Genomic DNA, 25,011 nt, shown 5'->3' with positions numbered 1-25,011 from the left:
AGTCACACGAGAAGAGGGATCGCCATGGCAGGACCAGGAGTTTCCCGTATCGGCCCGGAAGAGGAAGCCGAGCTGCTGAGCGTCATACGTGAGCGGGAGCTGAGCCGGTACCGCTTCGACGACCACGACGGATCCGCGCTGCCGTCGAAGGTTTCACAGTTCGAGCACGAATTCCGCGCCCTGACCGGTGCGCGCCACTGCCTGGGCATGAACAGCTGCACCAGCGCTTTGTACGCCGGGCTGCTCGCCGCGGGTATCGGCCCGGGCGACGAGGTGATCGTGCCGGGCTACACCTTCATCGCCTCGATCGCCGCGGTCGCGCATACGGGGGCCGAGCCGGTGCTCGCCGAGATCGACGAGAGCCTGCTGCTCGATCCGGCGGACGTGGCGGCGAAGATCACGTCGCGCACGAAGGCGGTGATCGCCGTGCACATGCTCGGAGCGCCGTGCGACCTCGACGCCCTGGAGGCCGTCACACGTGAGCACGGGCTGCTGCTCGTGGAGGACTGCGCGCAGGCCGGCGGTGGCACGTACCGCGGCCGACACCTGGGGACGGTCGGCGGATTCGGCGCCTTCAGTCTCAATGTCTTCAAGACCTTCACCGCGGGCGACGGCGGCGTACTGCTCACCGACGACAACGATCTGTACGAGACGGCTTTCGCCCTGCACGATCACGGCGCCGCGCCGTTGCGGCTGGGCGTCACCGACGGGCCGCCGCTGTTCGGCCTGAACCTACGGATGCACGAGCTGACCGGCGCGCTCGCGCTCGCCCAGGTGCGCAAACTGCCCGACATCCTGCGGACGTTGCGAGCCAACCGCGACAAGTTCGCGGACGCGATCGGGGACCTGCCTGGAGCGGCGCGGCGTCGGCTGAACGACCCGGACGGCGACTGTGCCACGGTGCTCGCGTACACGTTCACGTCCGCGGCCATGGCCGATGAGGTGGCGGGCCGACTGGGCACGATCACCCTGAGCCGGTCGGGCAAACACAACTACGCCAACATGCCCCAGCTGCGGCCGGATCTGCTTGCCTCGACGGATTCCGGGACGCGCAGGCCGAATCGCACCGTCCTGCGGCGGTCCTATCCGCTGGGCAGCCTGCCGCGCACGGACGACCTGCTCAGCCGCAGCGTCGCGTTGAGCGTCGGGGTGGTCGACTCCTACCTCGGCAGCGGAGTGGGCATCGACGTGACCGCCGACGACGACACCATCGAGGCAGCGGCACGGCTGTTCAGGACCACGGTGGAGGACGTGGCCAAGGCAGCCTCATGAGTGGGGAACCCGGGGCTCTGCCGGTCTGCGTCGACCAGGCGTTGCGGTGGAAAGGGTGCGCCGGATGAATGCCGTCGCCTTCGAGTTCGGTGCGTCGGCGGCGGTGGATTTCCTGGACGCGCACCGGCTCTCGGCGCGCACTCCGTTCCAGACGTGCGGTTGGTGGCGGGCGTGGATTCGCGAGGCGGCAGACGCGGAGGGGGCGACCCCGGTGCTGGTCCACATCACGCGTACCGACCGGCCCACCCTGGTGGTGGGCCTGCAGTTGCACCAGGACGGCGGCACGGCGCTCCTGCGCCCGCTGTCCTGGCCGTGGGCCGACTACCACGAGGTCGCGGAGGTGGGCGACGCGTCGCCCACCGGATCCGAGCCCGACATCGCAGGGCTGGCCGAGGCGATAGACCGGTGCCAGCGGGAGTTCGGCGCCCGGTTGGAGCTGAGTAACCTCCGTGCCGGTGGGCCGCTGCTGCGCGCCGTGTCCGCGTTGGGCGCCGCGCCCCGGCCGTCGGACACGGTCTTCCGCCTCGATCTCACCGACTCCGACGTCGTGCGACGCGTCAGTGAGCGGCGGGACATGCGGCGAAAACGTCGCCGGATCGAGCGGCTCGGCACACTCCGGCTCACCTGCGCCGACACCCCGGCACGGATCGCCACCCGGCTGCCGGCGTTCATCGAGCTGCACACCCAACAGTGGCGTGACCGGCCGGACACGGTGGCCCCGTTCGACGGCGGCGTGGTCGACCGGACGTACGCGGCCGTCGCGGCCGAGCCTTCCAGCGCCGCGCGATTGCACGAGTTGTGGCTGGACGACATCCTGATCGCCGGATGGTTCGGCTTCTGGCACCATCGCACGTACTACGCCTACCGTGCGGCCTACGACCTGAGCCACGGCCGCGACTCTCCAGGACACCTGCTGACAGCCGCGATGGTCACCGAACTGGCCGCCCAAGGGACGGACACCTTCGATCTGACGCGTGGCGCCTATGGCTACAAGCTCGAACTGCCCAGCAACCGCGCGCCCACCATGACGGTGAGCCGGGAGCAACCGTGCTGGGTGTGACCCGGCCAGTCGAGGCCCCTCGCTCGCAGGCCACCTCGTCGACCGGAGGTGTGCCGACCGCGGTCACCCATGCCGGATGACAACACACAGACAACCAACAACCGTGGAGCGTCAGTGAAATCGTTGGCCGACGTGGAGACACTCGTGGTCGGCGCCGGAATGGCCGGCCTCGCGACGGCGGCGGAACTCGGCCGACGGGGCCGGGGTTCGGTGGCGGTACTGGAGGCCGGGCCCGATCGGGGTCACACACACATCCAGAACCAATATTCCTCGGCCGAAGCGCTCAAGCTCTGGCTGCGCCCGGAGACCGACCCCGACTTCCGCCGCCCGTACCGGACGACCAACGGGGCCTACCGCGACTTGGCGGGCCTGCGGCGCCGGGTCGGCGGCCGCTCGCTCTACTGGGGTGGCGTACTGCTGCCCATCGAGAGCTGGGCCTTTTCCGAACAGTGGCCGCAGGCGGTCGTCACCGAACTGACCGAGACGTGGGACGGGGGGCCGTCGCTGTACCAGAGGGTCCTCGACGATGTGGTCGACTGGGGCGCCGAGCCTCCTGGAGCACCCGGGCTGACCATCGGAGCCCTGGAGTTCGGCCGCACGCCGCACGCCACCCGCACGGAACCCACAGGTGGGTGGAGCGCTTTCAGCCCGTTGGCATGGTGGGGCGACGATGGCGACCCGAGGGTGCGCCGACTGCCGATCCTCGCCGGCCACGACGTTCTGGGGATCCGGGTCGAACACGGCAGGGCGACGGGCGTCCTGGTGCGCACCGAGGACGGTGAGCTGCGCGACCTGCGGGCGAACCGGGTGGTGCTGGCCGCCGGTACGGTCGTGAACAGCCGGCTGGCGATCCAGGCCCTGGCCGCCTCGGACGCCCCAGCGCCGCGTGAGCTGCCGGGACTTGTGGACAAGATCTCGCAGGGGTTCTCGGTCGCCTTCACCGATGCCGAACGGCTTCCCGATGCCGTCCGGGCGGCTGCGCGCGAGGGCCATGTCCACCATCGCACCGGTACCGCCGGCACCCGGTCCAACCACTTCGTGCGCTTCACGGAGGGGGTGAACGGCACGGTCAGCCTGGACAGTTGGACCATGGGCGAGCAGAGGCGCGGCCCGCACAGTCAGGTGCGGTGCGACGGCTACGGCGAATGGCCCTGGGCGACGACCGTGCACGCGCCACTCGAAGCGGCCGACGCAGCGGTGCTTACCGCCCAGCAGCACCTGCTCGGCGAACTGTGGGCCGAAATGGCCCCATTCCTCGGCGTTCCGGCCGACCCGCTTCAGTTCTCGCCTCGGCACGGTTCGACCGACCTGGCCGACCGGCTGACAGCGGTCCGCAGTGCGACGCCACTCACCTACAGCTTCCCGCTCGGTTCCGAGCAACATGAGGCCGGCACGTTGGCCTTCGGTGAAGTCCTCGACGAGGAGCACCAGTTCACCGCCGTGGCGGGTCTGTACGCGTGTGGGCCGTCGGTGATGCCTCGGACCGGGGCGGCGAATCCGTCGATGACGACGCTCGCGCTCAGCAAGCGGTTGGGAGCGATCCTAGCCCGGTGACCGGCACCGACGACTGCAAGCAGAGAGGGATTCCCGATGCAAGAAATGTCGATCGCGGTGTCCGGCACCGAGTTCACGGACGCCGACGGTGTGGACGGCCTGATCGAAATGGCCAGGTCCGCCCAATGCGACGCGGTGGAGTTCTGGTACCCGAAGAACGCCCAGCGGGACGGTGTCGACACCGCACTCCGCAAGCTGGATCGTGCCGGATTGCGGACAGTCTGCGTGTCGACTCCCAGCCAGCTCTACGGTGCTGGCGAAGCGGAAGGTGTCTCGCTGCTCCACGAGGCGATCACGCTGGCGGCGCGCACCGGCAGCCACCGGGTGAACACTTACTTCGGTCACGCGCCGCTGGTCGACGATCAGCATGCGATCGCGGCCTATGCGGACGCGCTGGCACCGGTCCTCGACCATGCCGCCGCGGAGAACGTCGTGGTCGTGCTGGAGAACGAGTTCGACGCGTTCGGATGGGACCCGCTCGGGTCTGACATCAGCAGGCGGCCAAAAGCACTGGCAGCGCTGTTGGCCCGGGTCGACTCGCCGTGGTTCGGCTTGAACTTCGACGCCGCGAACTTCCTCTGCGCGGCGGTCTCCCCGGCCCGCGACGCATTGCCCCTGCTCCTGCCGTGGGTGCGCTACGCCCACGTGAAGGACGTACGCCGAACGTCGGTGGAGACCCCGCCCGACGGCTGGGTCCGGTACACCGATCACGGCAGGGCCTACGACACAGCGCCTCTCGGCACCGGGGAACTGGACTGGCCCGCGATCATCGGAAGCTTGGCGACCGCGGGCTACGACGGGTACCTCACGCTCGAACCACACTGCGTGCCGTCGATTCTCCTGGCCGAGACGGCAAGGGCGGCCGACCACCTGCGCGACGTCATCAAAATGCACGTGCCGTCCCACCCATGACGCGCAGGATTCCTCTCACCTGGGCTGAGGAGTGCATCGCCTTGCTCAACCGCCAACACCGTGAACCCTCCCCCGGCCCATGGCACATCTCCGTGTTGATCCATGCCGGTCCCGCCCCCGACCGGACGGAGACTTCGTGACCTCCACGACCACCAAGCCGTCCCTGTGGCGCAACCGCGACTTCGTCACGCTCTGGAGCGGTCAGGTCGTCTCCACCCTCGGCGCCCGGACCAGCGCGACGGCGATGCCCCTGCTCGTACTGGCCACGACCGGCTCGCCCGCCGACGCGGGCCTTGTCGGAGCCGCCGGCACTCTGCCCTTTCTCGTCGCCTACTTACCCGCCGGACCGCTGGTGGACCGGTACAACCGCCACCGGATCCTGCTGGCCAGCGAAATCGTGGCCGGTCTCGCGCTGGCCACCGTCCCGCTCGCCCTGTGGCTAGGGCTGCTGACGGTCACTCAGCTCATCGCGGTCGCGTTCGTCCAAGGGCTGTGCTTCGTGTTCTTCAGCCTGGCGGAGACGGCCGCCCTTCCCAAAATCGTGCCGGCAGTCCTGCTGCCCGCGGCCCTGGCCCAGAACGAAGCCCGCAGCCGGGGCGCCGCCCTGGCCGGTGGACCGCTCGGCGGCCTGCTGTTCGGAATCGACCGCGCCCTGCCCTTCCTGGCCGATGCGATCTCCTACGCCGCCGCCTCAATCGCGCTGCTGTTCCTCCGCAAGGACCTGCAGAACAAGACCACCGCACCGGCCGAGCCGCTGTGGCGAGCGACCCTGACGGGACTGCGCTGGATCTGGCGGCACCCGCTCATCCGTACCGCGGTCGTGTTGATCACCGCCACCAACCTGGTCTTCCAGGCGCTCGTCCTGACCGTCGTCGTTCTCGCCCAACGCCACGGTGCCACCCCCGGCGCCATCGGAACGATGCTCGGCATCTACGCCGGCGGTGGGCTCGTGGGCGCACTGGTCGCCGGCAAGGCCTACCGTTACTTCACCCCCAAACTGGTCATCATCGGGGTCAACTGGGTCTGGGCCGCGCTCCTGCCGCTCTTCCTGCTCACCACCGACCCCTTGCAGATCGGGGTGATCGGCGCGGCCACCTCGCTCATAAGCCCCGTATGGAACGTCGTGATCTTCAGCTACGCCGCGCTGCTGGTCCCCAACGAGATCCTGGGCCGGGTCACCAGTGCGGCGATGACTCTCGCCTGGGGCGTCATGCCCGTCGGCTCGCTCAGCGCCGGACTGTTGCTGACCACCGTGGGCCCTTCCGGCACCGTCCTCGCCCTCACCGCCATCATGGTCGTCACGGCGGTCGGCGCGACCATGAGTCCGGCCGTTCGCCACGCCCCGCCGCTAAGCGCACCCGAGGAAGCGGTCTGAACGCGCGCTCTGTCCCAGCCCACCGCGGTCATGAGTGGCGGCTTGTCCGACACCTGCCCTCGCGCCTGGCCAGCTACTCGTCCCGGACGCGCGTTCGTGTGCCTCTACGGGGAGTTGAAAAGGGAGTTGACCGTGATGACGCCCCGTCAGGAACACGCCCAGGCACCAGCCACCATCCGCCCCACCGTCTCCTTCCAGGAGACCAGCGCCCTTCGGCGGCCGGCGGTGTTCCTCGACCGCGATGGCACCCTCACAGAACCCCGGCACTACCCGTCCCGCCCCGAGGAACTGGTACTCCGGGCAGGCGTCGGGCCACCACTGCTCGCTCTCCAGCACTACGGTTTCGCTCTGATCGTGGTCACCAACCAGAGCGGAGTGGCCCGCGGCCTGGTCGACGAGGCCGCCATCGCGCCGATGCACCGACGGCTGCGTGAACTCCTGGCCCGCCACCGGGTCCGGCTGGACGGGATCTACCATTGCCCGCACCATCCGGACGGAGTCGTGCCGCAGTTCTCCGTCGCCTGTTCGTGTCGCAAGCCCGCCCCGGGAATGCTCCACCAGGCTGCCGGTGACCTCGGCTGTGACCTGTCCGCCTCGTGGATGGTCGGCGACTCGGTCTGCGACATCGACGCCGGTCACCGCGCCGGAACCCGCACCGCCCTCGTCGGCCCACAGCCCCTTGCCTCTGTCGTACCGACGCTGTACCGGACCACGACCGCCCAGGCACTCACCGCCATCGCGGCCTGCGAGGCGCGTTCCTCGGCGGCCCGCTGTCCGTGACAGTGGTGGCCCGGCGGGAGATCCACCGGCTGCAGAGTCGGCACGGAGTACGGTGGCGGGGACAGTGCCGCAGAGCCGCGCGTTGTGTCCGGCCGGGCACGCCTCCTGCTCAACGCGAACGAACTGCTCCGCCGTGCCGGCGCAGCGCCAGACCAACTCCCAGAGCGCGAGACCCGTGCACGGACAGCCGCACCCGAGGACCGGCACGATCCCTCACAAGCTTCCCCAGGCGTCGTCGATTCGCGCGGTCCCCGGAGCGACGGGAGGGTAGATCAACCAGGACCGGACCCACCATGTGCAGTCCCGAGCATCCCGCACCCTGATCCCGCAACTCGCCATATGGCCCTGGTCAGTAGCGAACCGGCAGGGCGGAAGCACAGGGCGTGTGCTCCGTCGGCCGCCACCGTGGTGCGGCCGGCGACGGACACACGGCGCTCGCGCTCACCGACCGGGGCGGCGCCGACGATCGAGGCGTGGGTCTCGGCGGTCAGCAGGTTGATGGCGGTGCTCATGGGGTCCGTTCCGAAGATGAAACGCTCTGCATCACCGGCGTCAACTACGTCGACGCCCCGGGCGTATACCTCCAGATCGTCAACTTCTAGCGCCGCGGCCTGCGTTCTGCCCGCGGCGCTCGCCGCGCCCGAGGCCCCTCGGAGGGGTAACCCGTCGCTGAAGGACCGCTTGTCGAGCGGTCCCCGCGGCCAGCCGGCCGGGGGAACCGCTCGCGTAAGCCGTGCCTTCCGGGAATCAGTGCGGGCAAGGACCCCGTGACTTAGCCGCGATGGCCGGGGGTTCTCCTCTGCACGTGGGCGTGGTCAGCCCCGGCACTGGGCGGAATCGGTGATCCGGAGTTTGTCCACAGCGCCGATCGACGGGGCGTAAAGGGTTGCTCCGGGCTTGACGCAGGTGGTTCGGCCGTTGCTGAAGTGCAGCAGGGCGCCGTCGTCATGGCGTGTGTTGACGACGTACTCGGCGCCCCGGCTGCGGGTCAGTGTCTGCCAGCCCGAGGTGATGTCCTTGAACTTCCCGACCCCGTCCTCCCCGTCGTAGAAGCAGACGTACGGGTAGCCGCACTCGAAACCCGGGGTCGGGGCAGCCGAGGCAGAGGAGGCGGGCGCCATGAGGGTGGCTGCGGCCGCCAGTACTCCTGCGGCCGCCACGATGCCGCGCAGCTGGAGGGTCATCAGTAGTCGAAGGTGCACTCGGTGTTGCCGGACCAGGAGCCGCAGGCCCACGCCTTCACGTCCTTGTCGTTGATCATGACGCTGTAGAATTTGCCGCTTCCGTACGTGGTGTACTTCTTGCCCTGGCTGTTCTTTATCTCGATCTTCGAGCCGGACGGGGCGCTGATCTTGAAGCGGCCCCACGCCGCCCGGCACGACGGGCTGTAGCGCAGTTCCATCGCATCGATCGGAGCCTGATTCCCGGCCACGGTGCGGGCGTCGTTGGCGCACGTCGTGGCGGCGGGGTTCTTGCCGTTGCAGGTGGCGCCCAGGCAGCTGGTGGCCGCTGAGGCGCTGGGCGCGGCGACCAGGCCGGTCGCCAGGAGCGCTCCGGTGCCCAGCAGTACGGCGATGCGGTGCTTCATGACGTACCTCATTCTCTCGTGGCGGTCCTGGCGGGGCGCCACGGCGCCCCGCCAGGTGTGGGGATCAGCGGCTGGCCGCAGCGGTGCAGGCCGCACTGCCGCCGCACCAGGCGATGTCCCAGTGGTTGCTCTCGCGCGCGTACACGTTGCCCGCGGAGGACCGGTAACGGGCGGCCCCGTCGCTGCGAGTCGCGATGTGCGTGAAGTTATGCGTTATGTAGTTGCTGATGCAGGTGTTGGGGTTGATGTCGGACTTGTAGCCGTTGTAATGGCTGTAGGTGCCCGAGGCGTGTCCCACTTCGGTGCCGCCGGTGACGTTGATGGCACACTTGCTGGCGCTCTTGAGAGTCTTGAGACCGGTCACGGTGGCCTGGTTGATCTGGTCGAACGACGTGCACGAGGAGTTCGAGCGGGTGGTGCAGTTGCCGCTGGACGACCAGGTGACCCCGGCGGCCCGCAACTGGGACGCGGCCGCCGACTGGGAGAGCTTGGTGACGGCGAAGGCGTTGCCGGGCAGGGCCAGTACGACGGCCGCGCCGAGGGCGCCGGCGGTCAGGGAAAGGCTGCGTACGCTGGGCATGGGTGACTTCCTTCCGTGGCAAGGCTGAGCAGAGTGGCGATTTCCCCTGAACAGGCGCACAGGGGGTTTTACGAGCGGGGCGCGAGGGACGCAGGCGTGCACAGGCCGGTCCGGTCGGCTTGGTGAAGTGCGTCGGACCATATGTGCCCTCAATGGGCGACCGGCCCGGAGTCCGCGGGCGGGACCTTCCACGCCCCGTGGAACGCTCAGTACCAGTGCGGGGAGCGGGACTTCCACGTGCTGTAGGCGTTGCAGGGGGTCCCGTACCGGTCGCCGATGTACTTCAGGCCCCACTTGATCTGCGTGGCCGGGTTGGTCTTCCAGTCGGCGCCTGCGGTCGACATCTTGGTTCCGGGCAGTGCCTGGGGGATGCCGTAGGCGCCGCTGCTCGGATTGGTGGCGTACACCTTCCAGTTGCTCTCGCCGACCCACAGGCTGTTCAGGCAGTCGAACTGCGCGGAGACGCTCCAGCCGTGGGCGGAGAACTGCTTCTGCGCCACGATCCGGACCGTGCGCGAGATGCCCATCGAGGACATCGTCGCCGCCCCGGCGACGCCGTCGGCGCTGAGCCCATGGGAGCTCTGCCAGCGTTGGACGGCCGCCTTCGTCCCGGCCCCGAAGGATCCGTCGGCCGTCACACCGGCCTTGGCCTGTACGGCTTCGACCTGGCGGTGCAGGGCCAGCTCGCTGCGCTCCCCGTACGTGCCGTCCTCGTCCAGGCCGTTGTCACGCTGGAAGCCCTTGAGCGCGGTGTGCGTGGCCGGGCCGTCGGCTCCGTCGACGCTGCTCTGCGCCAGGTAGCCGAGGCCTGCCAGGTTGGCCTGCTCGGCGCGGACCTGGTCGAGGGCGTACGCATGCGAGGCGCCCAGGGCGGGGACGAACAGGGCCGCGGCGGTCACCGCGGTGACGAGGGCCGGTATTCGGACAGGGGAAATCGCTCTCACGCAGGGCTCCTTGAAAAATGACGACGGATGTCGACGGATGTCGATGGGTGCACAGGGGTGGCTTCGCCCGATTTTTCAGGCGCAGCCGGATGGCAGGTTCCGGGGGGCGTGGCGACATCCCGGACCGCCGTGCTGATCAGGTTGCTGAGGTGTCGTGAACTCACTCGTAGTGGCACTCCGGCATGCCCGCCGGCGGGTCGTGCGGCGTGTTGACGTTGCCGCCCCAGGACCAGACGTCGTAGCGCGTGCCGAGTCTCGGGTCCGTGACCCGGCTCATGCGGTACCACACGTCGGTGTGGTGTCCGCCGGAGTTGACGTCCGCGCCGTGGTAGTAGCAGTCGATCTGGACGGGGTCCTTCGCCGTGGTGACGCCCACCCGCTTGAGGATGGTCGAGGGGCCGACCCGCAGACTGCTGTTGGCGTCGATGGAACTTCCGTAGGAGTAAGTCGCGTTGGTGGGGGCGGCGAGGGCGCTTCCGGAGGCCGCGAGTGCCAGCAGGAGACCCGCTCCGGCCGCGCCGGCCAGCGCTCGGCCGCGATGAACTGAGGGCAGGGGCATGCTTCCAACTCCTGTCGCGTTCGGGTGAGGTACGGCTCACTGCCGGGGCGGCGGCGAACGGGGCCGCCGGGGCCGGTCAGTAGCGCGGGGTGGCGTCCCAGCTCTTCCCGCCGTTGTAGGTGTAGATCGCGTTGGACGTGATGTCCTTGTCGTTGACCATGCGGGTGTACACGTTGACGCTGCCCGACTTGGGGACGGACGCCGTGTAGCGGTTGCCCCGGTCGTTGTTGACCTCGATGGTGCCGGGGCCTCGGCTCGACTGGAGGCGGGCCCAGGCGGCCCGGCAGGACGGGCTGTACCGCAACTGGATGTTGCCGCTGCCGTTGCCGACCTCGACGGTCTTCGCGTCGTTGGCACAGGTGGTCTTGCTGGGGTCCAGGCCGTTGCAGCTGCTGCCGTAGCAGCTGGTCGCCGCCGATGCGGGAGCTGCGGCCACGACTCCGCCCCCTACGAGGGCCGTTGTGGCCAGGAGCGCGCCGACTATGCGTTTCACGGGTTCGTCCTCTCCGTCGCGGATCCAACGGCCCGAAGACTAGGAGGGGGCGGCCCGCCGGGACGTCCACTGCCGGTTGGAAGTCTCCTCGCCCCCGTGTACACCGGGCAGTTGACCCGCGCACCGGTCTCGACCGCACGGTTGAGGCCGGGTGCAACCAGGGGATGACATGGTCTGCCAAGTCCTGCGGACGGCCGCGCAGATCAACCGCTGGTTGGACGACTGTCGCGCCGTATCCTGCTTACGTACCTGCGATGAGACCGACACCGCGCCTGCGCCAGGCGCTCTTCGACAGTGCGCTGTGCCTCGGCGTCGCCGTGAGCGGCTGCGTGGCGGGTACGGAGTACCAACCCGCGGGCTGGAACGCGTTCGACGCGCGGGCCTATCTGCTCACCTGCCTCGTCGCGCTGCCCCTCGCCGTGCGACGGTCCCTGCCGGTGACCACGCTGGTCGGCTGCTGCCTCGCGTACTCGCTGTTCCTGGCGGTCGGCTACCAGCCGTCGGTGAACTGGTGGGCGGTGGTCATCTCCCTGGTGGGCGTGGCCGCCCGGCGTTCCTCGCGAGTGACCGCGGCCGGAGCCGCGCTCGCGGCCGCGGTCGTGCTGCAGAGCGGGTTCGCGGGTCACCTCGGACTGCCGCTGACCGTCGGCCAGGCGCTGCTCGTCCCCTCCGTCTGCATGCTGTTCGGCCGCGGTCAGCGCGAACTCGCGTTGCGCAACGGCGAATTGAGGCGGCTGACCGAGGCGCTGGCGCACGAGCAGCGCGAGCAGGCCCGGCGCGCGGTGATCGACGAGCGGCTGCGCATCGCGCGCGAACTGCACGATGTGGTGGCTCACCACATGTCGGTGATCTCGGTGCAGGCAGGGCTCGCCGAGTACGTCTTCGCCTCGGACGCGCTCACCGCCCGTTCGGCGCTGTCCACGATCGCGGGTGCCAGCCGTGAGGCACTGCACGACCTGCGGCGGCTGCTCACGGTGCTCCGGGTCGACAGCGAGGCGCACGACGACTCGGCCGCGCCTCTGGGCCCGTTGCCGGAACTCAGCCGCGTCGGGGAACTCGCCCAGCGGATCGAGGCGGTGGGAGTGACCATCGAAATCCAGACGACAGGGGTGGCGCGCAGGCTCGATCCGGGTCTGGAGGTGTGCGCCTACCGGGTCCTCCAGGAAGCCCTCACCAATGTGGTCAAACATGCGGAATCGGCACGAGTGGAGGTACATATCGCCTACGGGGAGGACCAGTTGAACATTCTGGTCCGCGACAACGGGGGCACAGGGAAACCGGCCATCGCTTCACGCGGGCCGGGACACGGCTTGATCGGTATGAGAGAACGCGTGAGGATCTGCGGCGGCAGGCTGTCCACCGGGCCGCTGAGCGAAGGGGGATTCGAAGTCCGCCTCTCCCTTCCGACCAACTCGGCGCCCCTGGAGGACGCATCAGCCTGTCCGTGACGGTATTCGAGGGGGGACGACCGTGACCGATGTGCTAGTTGTCGACGACCAGGACCTCATCCGGGCGGGTATTGCCGCTCTGCTGCGTGCCGCACCCGGGTTCGCCGCGGTCACCGAGGCCGCGGACGGCGAATCGGCGGTGGCCGCGGCGCGGGCCCACCGCCCCGACGTGATCCTCATGGACATACGGCTGCCGGGCATCGACGGCATCACGGCGGCCGAACGCATCCTGGCCGCACACCCTGTGGCGCCCCCGCGCATCATCGTCCTGACGACTTTCGACGTCGACGAGTACGTGTACGCGGCTCTACGCGTCGGCGCGAGCGGCTTCCTCCTCAAGGACACCCCGCCGGATCGGCTGATCTCCGCCGTCATGACCATCGCGGCCGGCGACATGCTCTTCGCCCCGGCTGTGACCCGGCGCCTCATCGAGGCGTACACCCTGCGCCCCGACGAGCCCTGCTCCGACCACGCCGGGCTGTCCCAGCTCACCAGTCGTGAGCAGGACGTGCTCCAACTGGTGGCCAAGGGGCTCACCAACGACGAGATCGCCGCGGCACTCGTCGTCAGCGAAGCCACCGTCAAGACCCACCTGCACCGCACGATGACCAAACTGAGGCTGCGCAGCCGCGCGCAGGCGGTCGCCGTCGCGTACGAGGCCGGTCTTGTGGTGCCGGGAGGGGAACGGGCGCGCCGCACGCCCGGCGGCGGGCCCGGGGCGAACGGCACCACCCCGAGCTCCACCGCGCCCTCACCCCGGCCGACGGCGGAAGATCCCTCCACGGCGCCCTCTGCCGCCAAGGAGGACGCAGCAGCACGGTCGAGAACGGCCCCGCAGAACACGCTCACCCACGCCAACGGGCCGCAACCCGGCCCTATTTACTCCGGTCAGTCCTCCCTGAAGGACCTGCCGAACCCCTTCTCCGGGATCGCACCCGCGCAGTGACCGGGCTCTCCTCGCACATGGCTTGGGCAGCGGCTCGGAGCGGTTGACCAACGGGGTGGAAGGCGCCCCTTTTCGGAGAAAGCCCGGCGGGCCTCGCTACAGGGACGTCATCGCTCGGGTGGCCGGCGGTCCCGCTGGGGGCCTCGCCGCCGTCACCCCCGTTGTCCTGGGCGTCGGTGCGCCGGGTGTCGACGTTCACGTAATCGGTTCAGGCCGCGATTCCGTGAAAGCCCAGGTCAGGGGGTGAATGGAGGAACGTTCACTCGGGGCATTTCTCGATCATGCGGGCCTTCTCGATCGAAGATCAAGAGAGCCATGTACGGACGAACCGGTTTCCGACTGCTGCGGACCCGAATCCCCGCCCACGCATAGCCGGGTCGGTCACAGAATCCAACCCGCAACTACCCGCTCCGCCACCGAGAAGTCCGTCCCGCAGTCCGGGCAGGTGGCTCGTCCGAATAAGTACGGAATGCCGTGAGCCAGGCTCTCCTGCCCGTCCGCCATCGCTCGCGTGAACAACCTCCGCGGCAGCCCGTCCAAGTCTAGCGTTCCCACCGGTTGGAGGGGCGACTTCTGCACCTCGCGCAACGCGTAGTCCTCTGTGCAGCAGAAGTGGCCGTTTTGCCTGATCACGACGGACATGTTGACGCCGCAGTGCGGGCAGTCGACCTCGTACTCCCCGGTCTGCAGACCGTCCAGACAGCGATCCCAGATCTGGACACCCTCGAAGGAGAGCAGAACCTGCAGCAGGTTCACGTACTCCTCGGCCTCGACCGCCCGGCTCAGGTGGCGATCGGTGAGACCGTGCAGAACCCCGATCGGCGCCGCGTAGACCGTCAGAGGGCTGTCCAGTTCCGACAGCCCGGGTGAACAGGCAGCTATCGCTCCGCCTGCCAGTAGCACCGAGGCAAGATCCTCCGGGCTGCATGCGGTCGCGATCTCGGCCAGCCGAGAAAGAGCTGCGTAGCTGGCGGTGAAAGCTGTGTCCAGCTGCGGACACAGATGGTCCGTCACCTCGGACCACACACCACTCGGATCGGCCTCGAACCGGTCCAGGAGACCAGGCACGTGTTCCGCGGAACCGCAGGCGTCGGTGAGCATCGACCAATCCGTCATGCGTTCATCCAACCAAGTGGCTCCGGACGAACCGCCCCGGCTCGACCAACTCCAAGATCCTTCACGGAACTGCGGCCAGAACCCGGGACTTCCCCGGTGAGACGGCGAGCCGGTCCAGGCCGGTCTTCACCAGGCGGAGCGGTAGGCGCGGTAGGTGTTCACGCCGGTGGGGAACTGCGCCTTCAGCAACCGATGGATGCGGTCAGGCCCCGCGTGACCCACCTCCTCCGCGAGCGTCCAGCCGTTCTTCCGCTCCAACGGAGCGACCAGCCGCCGCATGTAAGCGAGCGCCGACTGCCGCGGCTCCTCCCTGTTGAACCGGTGCACGAACCGCCCGTGCACCGCGCCCAGTTCCCCGGCCCACAACATGACATCAGCAAGGTCGTCCCCACCCATAGCCACACCACGACCCACCTGCCCACCCATCACAGAAAACACCGTTGCAGTACTTAGTCCCGGCGCCGGGGCTCTACGTCACCGAGTATTTGGGCAGCATCCTGGTCTTCCGCCATGAGAATCAGGACTGCGCCTTCTGGGCAATCCCCCTGGCCGAGATCGAACAGGACGATCCGCCGGTGATGGTGGAGTCACGCGACGGCTGGATCCCGTTCCTCGCTCGGATGCACCTGGCATGGGTCGAACTCGTGCTGAGTGAGTCCCTCTTCGGAGCGGACGACCTCGGTCTCTACGACGCCTGCGAGCTGCCCGACTCACTGCTGCCGAGCCTCCACGAGCGCTATGCCCGAGTGAACCTGCCTGACCATCCCATGTGGGCCAGCAAGGACGACTCGCCCGTGCGCTGGTACTCGGCACCTGGCCGGCTGGTACGCAGAGACGGGATCCAGGACCAGTCCTGGATCCATGCACACGGACGCACAACTGCTGATCTCGAGATCGTGTGCAAGGACCTTTCCGGACCCTGGGTCCGCTGAAGTTGCCTCACCCCCGGGCGGGGTGCCCCGGCGGCACCGGGCGCAGGGTCCCGGCGGTGGCGTCAGGCGGGGACGTCAGAGGAGTTCGTCGTCGGGGAAGAGGTCGAGCAGCGCTTTGCCGTCCAGGTCCGGTGGCGTGGCCCCTTCGTCGGACAGGAGCTGCTCCGCCCAGATGATCTTTCCTTCGGCGGTGTAGCGGGTGCCCCAGCGCTCGGAGGTCCGGGCGACCAGGAACAGCCCGCGGCCTCCTTCGTCCGTCGTGGCCGCGTACCGCAGATGGGGCGATGTGCTGCTGCCGTCGGTCACTTCGCAGGTCAGGCTCTGGTCGTGCAGCAGCCGTACCCTGATTGGCGGGGAGCCGTAGCGGATCGCGTTGGTGAGCAGCTCGCTCAGGATCAGTTCCGTACCGAACTCCAGGTCCGCAAGACCCCATTCCCTGAGCTTCGCGGCAGCCGCGGCCCGCATCCCGGCGACGGCGCTGGGGACGGGCGGCACGTCCCATTCCGCGACCCGGTCGGGTCCCAGGGCCCGGGTACGGGCGACCAGCAGCGCCACGTCGTCCTTCGCGCGGCCGGGCAGCAGCGCGCCGAACACGTCCTGGCAGGTCTGCTCCGGTGTGCGGTCGGTACGGGAGAGCGCCTGGCGCAGCAGTTCCATGCCGGCGTCGATGTCCCGGGTGCGGTCCTCGATCAGCCCGTCGGTGTAGAAGACGAGCCGGCTGCCCTCATCGATGTCCATTTCCATGGTCTCGAACGGCATGGTGCCGAGCCCGAGCGGCGGTCCGGCCGGGATGTCGGGGAACTCGACGCTCCCGTCGGGGCGGACCAGGGCGGGCGGCGGATGCCCGGCGCGGGCGAAGCAGCAGCGGCGGGTGACCGGGTCGTAGACCGCGTACAAGCAGGTGGCCCCGGTCATCGCCGAGCCCTCCAGCCCGCCTGCGGCACCCGCCTCGTCCTGGTCGATACGACTCACCAGTTCGTCGAGGTGGCTGAGGAGTTCGTCGGGCGGCTGGTCCAGCGTGGAGAAGTTGTGCACCGCGGTGCGCAGGCGCCCCATCGTCGCCGCCGCGTGCAGGCCGTGGCCGACGACGTCGCCGACGACCAGGGCCACGCGGCTGCCCGGCAGCGGGATCACGTCGAACCAGTCGCCGCCCACCCCGGACTGTGCGGGCAGGTAGCGGTGTGCCACCTCGACGGCGCTGTGCCGGGGCAGTGTCCGCGGCAGCAGGCTGCGCTGGAGCGTCACGGCCAGGGCGTGCTCGCGCGTGTAGCGGCGGGCGTTGTCCACGGACACCGCGGCGCGGGCGACCAGTTCCTCGGCCAGGGAGAGGTCGTCCTCGTCGAAGGGCCCGGGCTTCTCCGAGCGCCAGAAGTTGGCCACCCCCAGCACGGCCCCGCGGGCCTGGAGGGGGACGGTGATGAGCGAGTGGATGCCGTAGCCGATGATGTCTTCCGTACGCTCCGGGTCCTGCGCCTGCCAGCCCGGCGCCCGCGACAGGTCCGGCACCAGCTCGGCGTGCCCGCTGCCGAACCCGCGGGCCTGCGGGGTCGACGGAAGGAACTCGATCAGCTGGCCGCACTCGTACAGCGGGTGGTCGTCGCGGATACCGCTGACGGCGGTCCGGCGCATCTCCGAGCTCGTGGGGTTGGGCTCCTCCCCGCCCAGCACCGAGTCGGGCAGGTCGACGGTCACGAAGTCGGCGAAGGCGGGCACCGCGACCTCGGCCAGTTCCTCGGCCGTGCGTCTGACGTCCAGCGTGGTACCGATGCCGACCCCCGCGTCGTACAGCAGCCGCAGCCGCTCGCGCGCCACCTCGGCCCGGCCCGTGAGCGCCCGCAGCTCCGTGGAGTCGCGGATGGTAGCGACAGTCCCCATCGGGCCCCCGGGGCCGTCAGTGGGGCGCTGGTTCACCACCAGCAGCCGGTCCCCGGTCGCATGGACCTCGTCGGTGGCCTCCCGGCCGGACGCCAGCAGCTCGGCTGTGGCGGGATCGAGTCCTTCCAGCTCCGCGACCGGGCGGCCCTCGGAGTCGGGGGCCAGTCCCAGCAGCCGCCGGGCCTCGTCGTTGGCGAGCAGCACCGTCCCGTCGCCCGCGACGATGACGACGCCTTCCCGCACGGCGTGCAGGACCGCGTCGTGGTGCTCGTACATGCGGGTCATCTCCTCCGGGCCGAGCCCGTGGGTCTGGCGCCTGAGGCGTCTGGTGGCCAGCGCGGTGCCGCCGGTGGCCAACGCGAGGCCCACCGCGCCCGTGGCCAGGATGACGATCAGCTGGTGGTTGGTCTCGCTGCTCACATTGCGGACCTTGAGACCGGCCGAGACCAGGCCCACCACCCTGCCGCCCGGTGCGGTCACCGGCACCACCGCCTGCACCTCGCGGCCCAGGGGCCCCTGCACGTTCTCGACGAGGACCGCGCCCGCCAGGGACGGTCCGATGGTGCCCACGAAACGCTTCCCGATCCGATCCGGCAGCGGATGCGTGTAGCGGATGCCCTCGGTGTCCATCACCACGATGAAGTCCACGCGCGCCGCCCTGCGGGTCTTCTCGGTGATCGGCTGGAGCACCTTGGATGGATCGGGTGAATTCATGGCCGCGATGAGCCCCGGCGAGTGGGCGAACGTCTCCGCGACGGCGACCGAGCGGTTCTTGGCCTCGCTGTCGAGATCGCGCCGGGTCTGCAGCGCGAGCGCCAGAATCGCGCCGATGACGAGCAGGACGACGACTGCCACCTGGAGGATGAAGACCTGCCCGGCGACACTTCTGGGGCGCTTGGGGAGCAGTGACCGAACCGACACGTCCCGCAGTCGGCCGAAACGCCTGATCACACAATCTTTTCTACACCCCTGTCCGCCCTGTCCGCCGGGCGAGCCATACACGTGGTTCCGGCCCCGGTACTGGTAGGAGCCGGCGATCGAGTAGTCGGTGTTCCCTGTTTACGACCGTCGACGTGGACAGGGGCAGCCGTTCGGCCAGAGAAGCGTGAGGTCAGGGCCGCCGAGACCACAATTGAGAGCACGAGCGAAGAAGAGCCCCACCGCCTGTTGGTGGGGTTTTTGAACGGTGCTGTACGGACGTGAATGCAACCAGAACTGCAACCACGGACGTGGCAGCCGTGGCCCGTCGCCATCCGGGTGCAAGGACATGAAGTCGAAGCCGCCCGAGTCCTGTACAACGTCGTCGCCCACCTGCGGCACACCGACGGCGACCGCCGCTGGGCCCTAGGCACTCCGCTGTACGTCGTCGATCGTCCCTACGGTGTGCTCCGCCCCCGGCCCTCGTTCGTGAACTGGAGCCAGCTCAAGGGCCTCGTCATCGTTGTACGCAACAACGACGAGCTGCGCCTCGTGGGCCGGACCGCACCCAATGGCACCCGCATCATCGTTCTGCCCGAAGGCGCTGGGACCTGATCTGCACTGACACTTCCCATGGCAGAACGACTGATGTTCTCGCGGCAGACGACACGCACGGCACAACCCGGAGCCCCAAGCGGGCTTGTCGCTGTCCACGTGGCGGTCCAGAACCCCGCCGAGTTCCCGGAACCCCACCCGGACGCGGCTGAATACGCCCGGGAGCTGTGGGCAACTGCTCACAAGTACGACGGCATTGACTGGGACAAGACGGGTGCACGACCCGAGGTGAACCTCGCCCGGGACAGGTATCCGCCTCAGTTCGGCGGCCAACTATCAGTCGACAGAGTGGCCAACTACGAATCGTCACAACTGCCTGACCGGTGGCGATCGGACCAGCACTGGCCAGCCATCGGCCGGAGTCACAGCGCCGACTCGTAGAACATCCCACGCCTGCCCCCAAGGCGCACCGATCGCAGGGCCTCTCGCCAATACCGTCTTCGACTGCCGGGCGCACGCGCGGAGCGAGGTCATTGACGGAGCCGCTTACGGGCAGCGGATGAACCAGCTGATCAGGCAACGTCTCACTCCCGGAGGTGTAGACGCGTCCTTGCCGTTCAAGATCAATAAGCTGCACCTTCGTGGCCTGGCTCATCAGCTCTGCGACGAGTGCCACTTCTACTTCTCTGCTCCCTTCGACGCCTCCGCCGAGGAAGCATCGTGACGAACGCTGTCGAGCGACTGGCCGCAGCCGCAGAGATCCGGCGTCAGGCGCAAGGTGACGGGCGCAGGGGAAGCGCGCTACCACGAAGCCCGCATCCTCCTGTTGATCGCCCGGTTCACCACGGCGAAGAGATCCTTGGACGGCCTGACGAAGCTGGCCAAGCTCGACTTTCTCCTGCGCTACCCAACGATGCTGGAGCGTCTGCCCGTCGAGCAGGGAGAAGACCGGCCCGCTGGAGCGGAACCTGCGTCGTCCGAGCGGCTGGCTGTGGAAAGCCGGATGACCCGGTCCAAGTACGGGCCGTGGGACCAGCGGTACTACAGCGTCCTCGGTTCTCTGGCCGGCCGTGGGCTCATCACTTACAGCGGGTCACACCGCGCGGAATTCCGCGTCACCGCGGACGGAGCCGTGGCCGCGTCGATGCTGACACAGACCGACGATTGGGCCGTCGTGGCCCAGCGGATCGCCCTGTTGAAGAGGCACTTCGGCAAGTCGGGATCGGCACTGAAGACCCCCGTCTACGATCGCCTGCCCGACGCGGTGGACAGGCCCTTGCGGACGGAAATCTGATGGCCACCCACCTGCGATTCCTCGCCCTGACGGCCACCACCGCCACCGCAGAGACGACGTATCGCTTCGATCAGCTTCGGAAAAGGAATGGGACTCGCCGCCCGGCAGATCGGCATCGGCCGCGCGGCCGCGATCGTAGGGCCCGCCACACCGGGCGCCGAGCCCATCGTGCTCCTCAACCTCCGCATCACCACGGACTCGGACGACATCGACGAGCAGTTCGAAGGGTGCCTCAGCTTCTTCGACGTCCGCGGCCTGGTGCCCCGCCCGCTGACGATCACAGTGGAGACCACCACACTTGAGGGCACAGGCGTCACCCCGCTGTACGAACGCGGCCTGGCCCGACTGATCCACCACGAGATCGACCACCTCGACGGCCTGCTCTACCTCACCCGGATGCGCACCGGCGTCAACTCGATCCCCGTCGAGGAATACCGCCGGACCAACACCACCACCAGCCACGCCTGGGCATACGAGCAGTAGCTCACCGGCCGAACGTATCTTCCGGGCGGGAAGACAATTCCCCGACGGGCCCGCCCCGGCCACCCTCTTCGCGCTCCTCCGAGTCCACTTCTTCGTACGTACCGAAAAGGGCCAGGCGTTCTCTTCGAGGCGACGATCTCGGCCAGGTCTTGTCTCTTCGATCTGACGGAGGGTGGCGTACGGACTCAGGTGCAGGGGTGTGGCAGGCAGGTGGTGCTGTCATCGACGCGCCCTGGCGATGAGGTCGTTGATGGCCTGGATCACCCCGTCAGCCCGCTCCTCGTGCAGCCATCCATGCCCCGCGTCGTCGAGAATCCTCTGCTCGCCGTGTGAGGACTCGGCTGCAAGCTCGGCGTGCAGGGCGGGCTTGCCCTCGTTGATTTCGCGGAGCAGTTCCGCGGGCCACAGGTGGGCCTGGGTGGCATCGTGTCCCATGGCCGTGAGCACGATCAGCGGCAGGTCGGGGGTGGGCGGGGCCTGCCGGAACTCGCTGGCGACCTTGTCGTAGAGGTTCTGGTTCTCGCGCGAGGCGATCCGCCAGGTGGCGAGGTGACGCGCGGCCAAGGGCTGGCGCACCGGCTCCGGCCAGGCGGCGAAGTGCTGGATCATCTGGGCGCGGGACTGCTCCAGCTGTTTCGGCGTGGGCTCGGCCTACTCTTGGACGCCTATCTGGTCCGGGTGTCGTAGCAGCGACTTGGTCACCCCACGACAGCCAAGAAGCCGAGACGACGAACCCAAGAAGCAGAGCTCAACAGACCCCTGACCAACAACGACCCTGGTGACGCCCACCCCGCTGACATCACCCCGCACATTCACACGCCGGTCAGGGATTCGTCCAGGCCTCGGGGTCCTCCGCGAGGCTCAGGACCTCGTCGGGCAGCTTGGCCGCGGCCACGTGGGCCAGGGTGACCTCGCCGAGAATCTTGCGAACGTTGGCGCGTACGGCGATCCACAGCGGCAGCAGCGACTCCGCGGGGCCGCAGTACGAGAGCTCGGGTGGGCGCACCCCCCGCACCGACACCAGGGGGCCGTCCGCCACACGGATGACGTCCGCGATGGCGATCGAGTCCGCCGGGCGGGCGAGCCGGTAGCCACCCTTGCCGCCCCGCTGGCTGACCACGAGACCGCCCCGGCGCAGGTCGCCGAGGATGCCCTCCAGGAATTTGTGCGGGATGCCCTGCGCCGCGGCGATCGCCTCAGCCTTGAGCGAGGCCTCGTCGCCTGCCGCGGCCAGCTCCACGGCCGCCCGCACCGCATAGTCAGCCCGCGCCGAGATCCGCATGCCGCGAATTATCCCTCACTGCCGTGTCCGCCCGTCACCAGCTGTGCCATCAGGCAGGAAGGGTGAAGGACGGGTGCGTACCGTTGAGGAAGTAGTCCCCGATCTCGCGCAGTCTGTGGGCGGCTGGTTCGCGCAGGGCGTGGGTCCGGGCGTTGCGCCAGAAGCGGTCGAAGCCGTGCCGCGTGGAGGCTGCGTCGACACCGACGACGTCCAGGGCACGGGTGGTGATCTCCTGCGCCGCGCGGGAGGCCGCGGCCTCGGCCACGCTCGCGAGGACGGCCGTCTCCGCGCACTCCTCGTCGTCGAGATCCTCGCCCTGCGCGAGGCCGCACAGCAGGGCATACACCGCCTGGTCGGCGAGAGCGGACGCGGCACGTGCGACGACGGCAAGCTCGCCGTACACGGTCAGCACGTACGGATCCTGCGGGGGGCTGCCCGGCCAGGGCTGGGACGAGAACGGCTGCCAGGCCGACCGCACGGCCCTTCCGTGCTCGTGGACCTCGGCCAGCAGTCCCTCGGCGATGCCGAGACAGAACTGGGCGGAGACCAGCCGCGCGGTCGGCACAGCGAGAGAGGCGAAGGGTGACAGGACGCCCTCGTCCGGCGAGAGCGAGCCGAACACGTCGTCCGCCGTGACCGGCACGGAGTCGAACTCCACGGCGCCACCGGCTGCCAGCCGCTGGCCGAAGGTGTCCCCGCTCCTGCCGCTTACGACACCCGGGTGGGTGGGGTCGACGAGGACGGCCAGCGGCTCACCGGTGCCGTACCTGGCGGCTCGGACCACCAGCCGGTCGGTGATCCCGACGCCGGTGGCGTACCTCTGGTAGCCGTTCAGCAGATAGCCGCTCGGTGTGGGAGTCAGGATGAGTGGCGGTTCGTGTGAGGCAATACCGCCTCCCCAGCACCACTGCCCCTCAGCCGACTCGCGCTCGACACGGGCTGCACGTGCTGGGCCGGCGAAGAAGCGGGCGCTGAAGGACAGGAAGTAGTGGTGGCCCAGCAGGTGTCCGATGGCCCCGTCGGCCGCGGCGACGGTCCGGATGACCGCGTAGACCGTGCGCCAGTCCGCGCCCCCTCCCCCCTGCTCGACCGGTGCCAGCAATGTCAGCAGCCCCGATTCGCGCAGCCGTGCGACCTCGTCGAGCGGTGCCTTGCCAGCCCGTTCGCGCTCGACCGCGTCCGTCGACAGGTCGTCCGCCACCTCACGGGCTATGTGCAGCCAGTCGACCTGACCGGCTCCCGCGTCGGTCGCCTCGTCCGCCGTCACCGTCATGTCCGGACCCGCCTCATGCGACTGCGGCTGTCACTGCACCTCAGTGCTGTTGTCATGGCGTCTTCCTTCAGGGGACCGGGGACGGCGCGGTAGCCGGCGAGGCAGCGCGGGAGTGCAGCGGTGCGCGGTGAGGCGTCGGCTTCGTCATCCTCACCCCCCTCTCCGACCACCGTCAACAGTTCCCTAGTAATTCGATAGGAATACTAGGGATGAGAGTGCGCTCCGGCTGATTCACGTTCCCGGATGGCGAGTTCGCGATGGCAGGCGGCCGGGTGGCCGTCCGGCCCCGAGGGCTGCCGGCCGGGCCGTGGAGGCGCTCGCGGAGCGTGGCGCCGTGGGAAGGGGCCGGAAGCCTGCTGCGGCTGCGTGGTTCCGGGACGACGAGGTTGACGACGTCGCGGAAGGTCCTGGGGTGGTGGCTCGGCGTTGCAGGCGGCCTCCCGGGCGAACTTGCGGCCGACTCGGCGGCGACAACGACCGCCTCGGCGTCATCAGCGATCACATGGGCGCTTCCCTCCGCCGCGCTCACGTGGTCATCGCGGGCCCCCGGGGCCGGCGAAGGGCACTTGGTCCGAGGGGGCGGCCTGCTGTACGTACGGGTGCTGCCACAGGCCCTGCGCCTGAAGCTTCGGCGGGACTCCCTCGCCGAACCAGTACGCCTCCTCCAGGTGCGGATAGCCGGAGAGCACGAACTCGTCGATGCCGAGAGCGTGGTGCTCCTTGATCCGATCGGCGACCTCGTCGTGGCTCCCGACCAGGGCGGTGCCCGCGCCACCGCGCACCAGGCCGATGCCCGCCCACAGGTTGGGGTGGATCTCCAGGCGGGTGGGGGTCCCCCCGCTCGAGCGAAGTCGAGAGTGGGGGAGGCTGCCACTGCCGTGCAGGGCGAGCATCCGCTGCCGACCCTCGGACTCGCTGCGGGCCAGGCCCGCTTGGATGGTCTTGACCGCCTCCGGATCGAAGGCGTCCAGGAGCCGATTCGTCTCCGCCCACGCCTGCTCGGACGTGTCGCGGGTGACGACACACAGGCGGATGCCGAAGCGGACGCGACGACCCTCCTTGTCGGCCAACGCACGGATCCAGGCGATCTTCTCCACGACGGCGGCGGGCGGCTCTCCCCAGGTGAGGTAGACGTCGACATGCTTGGCGGCGACTTCTCCGGCGATCGGCGAGGAGCCCCGAAGTACACCTCGGGGACGGGGTCGGGCACCCGTGCGAGCTTCGTGTCCTCGACATGGAGGTGCTCACCGCGCAGGTCGACGGGTCTTGCCCACCCACAACCCTCTTACGATCTCGAGGAATTCGCCGGTACGGCGGTAGCGGGCGTCCTTGTCGAGGAAGTCGCCGTAGGCCCGCTGCTCGTGGCTCTCGCCGCCGGTGTGACGACGTTGAGCAGGAGCGGTCCGCCGCTCTGTCGCTGGAAGGTGGAGCCATCTGCGCGGCGAGTGTCCGTGAGGCGAAACCGGGCCGGAAGGCGACAAGGAACTTCAGGCGCTCGGTGTTCTGGCTGACCGTCGCGGTGGTCAGCCACGCGTCCTCGCACCAGGCTCCCGTCGGCGTGAGTGCGCCGACGAAGCCCAGGTCCTCGGCGGCGCGGGCGATCTGGCTGAGGTAGGCGACCGTCGGTTGCCGGTCGCGCCCGGACTCGGTGGCGGGGGGGTGCCGTGGCCGCCGCCGACGTGGCGGCTGTCTCCGTTGGTCGGCAGGAACCAGTGGAAGGTGAGGGACACTCGGGGCTCCGATCAGGGGTGCGTCAGGGGACGTTCGTCGGC

At 69.2% G+C, this 25,011-nt stretch carries 24 protein-coding genes and 3 pseudogenes; 14 read left to right on the top strand and 13 right to left on the bottom strand.

Features of this window, described 5'->3' with window-relative positions; genetic code table 11:
* The first annotated feature begins 24 nt into the window (after window positions 1-24).
* From IE206_RS28820 to IE206_RS28790, 7 genes are all read left to right on the top strand, one after another.
* Window positions 25-1,272 (top strand): DegT/DnrJ/EryC1/StrS family aminotransferase, encoded by a 1,248-nt coding sequence (locus tag IE206_RS28820; protein WP_189967133.1) that lies wholly within the window; start codon window positions 25-27, stop codon window positions 1,270-1,272.
* A gap of 64 nt (window positions 1,273-1,336) precedes the next feature.
* Window positions 1,337-2,332 (top strand): GNAT family N-acetyltransferase, encoded by a 996-nt coding sequence (locus IE206_RS28815; protein WP_189967131.1) that lies wholly within the window; start codon window positions 1,337-1,339, stop codon window positions 2,330-2,332.
* Window positions 2,333-2,446: 114 nt separating this feature from the next.
* Entirely contained in the window at window positions 2,447-3,886 is a 1,440-nt protein-coding gene (locus tag IE206_RS28810) for an FAD-dependent oxidoreductase (protein WP_189967129.1), read from the top strand.
* A gap of 36 nt (window positions 3,887-3,922) precedes the next feature.
* Window positions 3,923-4,798: a sugar phosphate isomerase/epimerase family protein gene (locus IE206_RS28805; protein ID WP_189967127.1), complete on the top strand. Its 876-nt coding sequence runs from the start codon at window positions 3,923-3,925 to the stop codon at window positions 4,796-4,798.
* 136 nt (window positions 4,799-4,934) lie between these two features.
* Window positions 4,935-6,173: an MFS transporter gene (locus IE206_RS28800; protein ID WP_229853235.1), complete on the top strand. Its 1,239-nt coding sequence runs from the start codon at window positions 4,935-4,937 to the stop codon at window positions 6,171-6,173.
* 135 nt (window positions 6,174-6,308) lie between these two features.
* Window positions 6,309-6,953: a D-glycero-alpha-D-manno-heptose-1,7-bisphosphate 7-phosphatase gene (locus IE206_RS28795; RefSeq protein WP_189967124.1), complete on the top strand. Its 645-nt coding sequence runs from the start codon at window positions 6,309-6,311 to the stop codon at window positions 6,951-6,953.
* A gap of 383 nt (window positions 6,954-7,336) precedes the next feature.
* Window positions 7,337-7,555, top strand: a complete 219-nt coding sequence (locus IE206_RS28790; protein WP_189967122.1) for a hypothetical protein — start codon at window positions 7,337-7,339, stop codon at window positions 7,553-7,555.
* Window positions 7,556-7,768: 213 nt separating this feature from the next.
* Here the strand turns inward: IE206_RS28790 and IE206_RS28785 are convergent, their stop codons facing one another.
* From IE206_RS28785 to IE206_RS28760, 6 genes are all read right to left on the bottom strand, one after another.
* Complete coding sequence (locus IE206_RS28785; RefSeq protein ID WP_189967120.1) at window positions 7,769-8,137, bottom strand: hypothetical protein; 369 nt, start codon at window positions 8,135-8,137, stop codon at window positions 7,769-7,771.
* The gene (locus tag IE206_RS28780) at window positions 8,137-8,541 is read right to left on the bottom strand and encodes a DUF2690 domain-containing protein (RefSeq protein WP_189967118.1); all 405 of its coding nucleotides are present in this window, start codon (window positions 8,539-8,541) and stop codon (window positions 8,137-8,139) included. Before IE206_RS28780 ends, IE206_RS28785 begins: the two co-directional genes overlap by 1 nt.
* 64 nt (window positions 8,542-8,605) lie before the next feature.
* Window positions 8,606-9,121: a hypothetical protein gene (locus IE206_RS28775; protein ID WP_189967116.1), complete on the bottom strand. Its 516-nt coding sequence runs from the start codon at window positions 9,119-9,121 to the stop codon at window positions 8,606-8,608.
* A 206-nt stretch (window positions 9,122-9,327) separates the two neighbouring features.
* Window positions 9,328-10,065 (bottom strand): aggregation-promoting factor C-terminal-like domain-containing protein, encoded by a 738-nt coding sequence (locus IE206_RS28770; RefSeq protein ID WP_229853234.1) that lies wholly within the window; start codon window positions 10,063-10,065, stop codon window positions 9,328-9,330.
* 160 nt (window positions 10,066-10,225) lie between these two features.
* Window positions 10,226-10,624 carry a hypothetical protein gene (locus IE206_RS28765; protein ID WP_189967115.1) on the bottom strand — a complete coding sequence of 133 codons (399 nt, stop codon included), beginning with the start codon at window positions 10,622-10,624 and terminating at the stop codon, window positions 10,226-10,228.
* Window positions 10,625-10,700: 76 nt separating this feature from the next.
* The gene (locus IE206_RS28760) at window positions 10,701-11,117 is read right to left on the bottom strand and encodes a DUF2690 domain-containing protein (RefSeq protein ID WP_189967113.1); all 417 of its coding nucleotides are present in this window, start codon (window positions 11,115-11,117) and stop codon (window positions 10,701-10,703) included.
* A gap of 254 nt (window positions 11,118-11,371) precedes the next feature.
* On the opposite strand from IE206_RS28760, the gene IE206_RS28755 reads away from it, so the two are divergent.
* Window positions 11,372-12,565: a sensor histidine kinase gene (locus IE206_RS28755; protein ID WP_189967111.1), complete on the top strand. Its 1,194-nt coding sequence runs from the start codon at window positions 11,372-11,374 to the stop codon at window positions 12,563-12,565.
* 22 nt (window positions 12,566-12,587) lie between these two features.
* Window positions 12,588-13,244, top strand: a pseudogene (locus IE206_RS28750) (response regulator); the annotation flags it as partial.
* Between the two features lie 648 nt (window positions 13,245-13,892).
* On the opposite strand, the gene IE206_RS28745 reads toward IE206_RS28750, so the two are convergent.
* Both IE206_RS28745 and IE206_RS28740 read right to left on the bottom strand, forming a co-directional pair.
* Window positions 13,893-14,639: a hypothetical protein gene (locus IE206_RS28745; RefSeq protein ID WP_189967109.1), complete on the bottom strand. Its 747-nt coding sequence runs from the start codon at window positions 14,637-14,639 to the stop codon at window positions 13,893-13,895.
* Window positions 14,640-14,810: 171 nt separating this feature from the next.
* Window positions 14,811-15,023: pseudogene (locus IE206_RS28740) on the bottom strand (IS701 family transposase); the annotation flags it as partial.
* Window positions 15,024-15,067: 44 nt separating this feature from the next.
* On the opposite strand from IE206_RS28740, the gene IE206_RS28735 reads away from it, so the two are divergent.
* Window positions 15,068-15,559, top strand: coding sequence for a hypothetical protein (locus IE206_RS28735; RefSeq protein WP_189967106.1), 492 nt, complete (start codon window positions 15,068-15,070; stop codon window positions 15,557-15,559).
* A 75-nt stretch (window positions 15,560-15,634) separates the two neighbouring features.
* On the opposite strand, the gene IE206_RS28730 is transcribed toward IE206_RS28735, so the two are convergent.
* Window positions 15,635-18,355: a SpoIIE family protein phosphatase/ATP-binding protein gene (locus IE206_RS28730; RefSeq protein WP_189967326.1), complete on the bottom strand. Its 2,721-nt coding sequence runs from the start codon at window positions 18,353-18,355 to the stop codon at window positions 15,635-15,637.
* Between the two features lie 336 nt (window positions 18,356-18,691).
* Between IE206_RS28730 and IE206_RS28725 the strand changes: the two genes are divergently transcribed.
* From IE206_RS28725 to IE206_RS28710, 4 genes are all read left to right on the top strand, one after another.
* The gene (locus IE206_RS28725) at window positions 18,692-18,967 is read left to right on the top strand and encodes a hypothetical protein (protein WP_189967105.1); all 276 of its coding nucleotides are present in this window, start codon (window positions 18,692-18,694) and stop codon (window positions 18,965-18,967) included.
* Between the two features lie 499 nt (window positions 18,968-19,466).
* A complete protein-coding gene (locus tag IE206_RS28720; RefSeq protein ID WP_189967102.1) occupies window positions 19,467-19,631 on the top strand; it encodes a hypothetical protein in 165 nt (54 codons plus the stop codon).
* A gap of 54 nt (window positions 19,632-19,685) precedes the next feature.
* The gene (locus tag IE206_RS28715) at window positions 19,686-20,201 is read left to right on the top strand and encodes a hypothetical protein (protein ID WP_229853233.1); all 516 of its coding nucleotides are present in this window, start codon (window positions 19,686-19,688) and stop codon (window positions 20,199-20,201) included.
* An 87-nt stretch (window positions 20,202-20,288) separates the two neighbouring features.
* Entirely contained in the window at window positions 20,289-20,684 is a 396-nt protein-coding gene (locus IE206_RS28710; protein ID WP_189967100.1) for a peptide deformylase, read from the top strand.
* Between the two features lie 219 nt (window positions 20,685-20,903).
* On the opposite strand, the gene IE206_RS28705 is transcribed toward IE206_RS28710, so the two are convergent.
* The 4 genes and pseudogenes from IE206_RS28705 to IE206_RS28690 form a co-directional block, all read right to left on the bottom strand.
* Entirely contained in the window at window positions 20,904-21,293 is a 390-nt protein-coding gene (locus IE206_RS28705) for a hypothetical protein (RefSeq protein ID WP_189967098.1), read from the bottom strand.
* A gap of 214 nt (window positions 21,294-21,507) precedes the next feature.
* Window positions 21,508-21,966 (bottom strand): RrF2 family transcriptional regulator, encoded by a 459-nt coding sequence (locus IE206_RS28700; RefSeq protein WP_189967096.1) that lies wholly within the window; start codon window positions 21,964-21,966, stop codon window positions 21,508-21,510.
* A gap of 49 nt (window positions 21,967-22,015) precedes the next feature.
* Window positions 22,016-23,239 carry an acyl-CoA dehydrogenase family protein gene (locus IE206_RS28695; protein ID WP_189967094.1) on the bottom strand — a complete coding sequence of 408 codons (1,224 nt, stop codon included), beginning with the start codon at window positions 23,237-23,239 and terminating at the stop codon, window positions 22,016-22,018.
* Window positions 23,240-23,772: 533 nt separating this feature from the next.
* Window positions 23,773-24,969: pseudogene (locus tag IE206_RS28690) on the bottom strand (LLM class flavin-dependent oxidoreductase).
* Window positions 24,970-25,011: the final 42 nt, after the last annotated feature.

This window comes from Streptomyces violascens (genome assembly GCF_014649955.1).
In the GTDB taxonomy this organism is placed as follows: domain Bacteria; phylum Actinomycetota; class Actinomycetes; order Streptomycetales; family Streptomycetaceae; genus Streptomyces; species Streptomyces violascens.
This window is presented reverse-complemented; position numbering and strand designations above follow the sequence as displayed.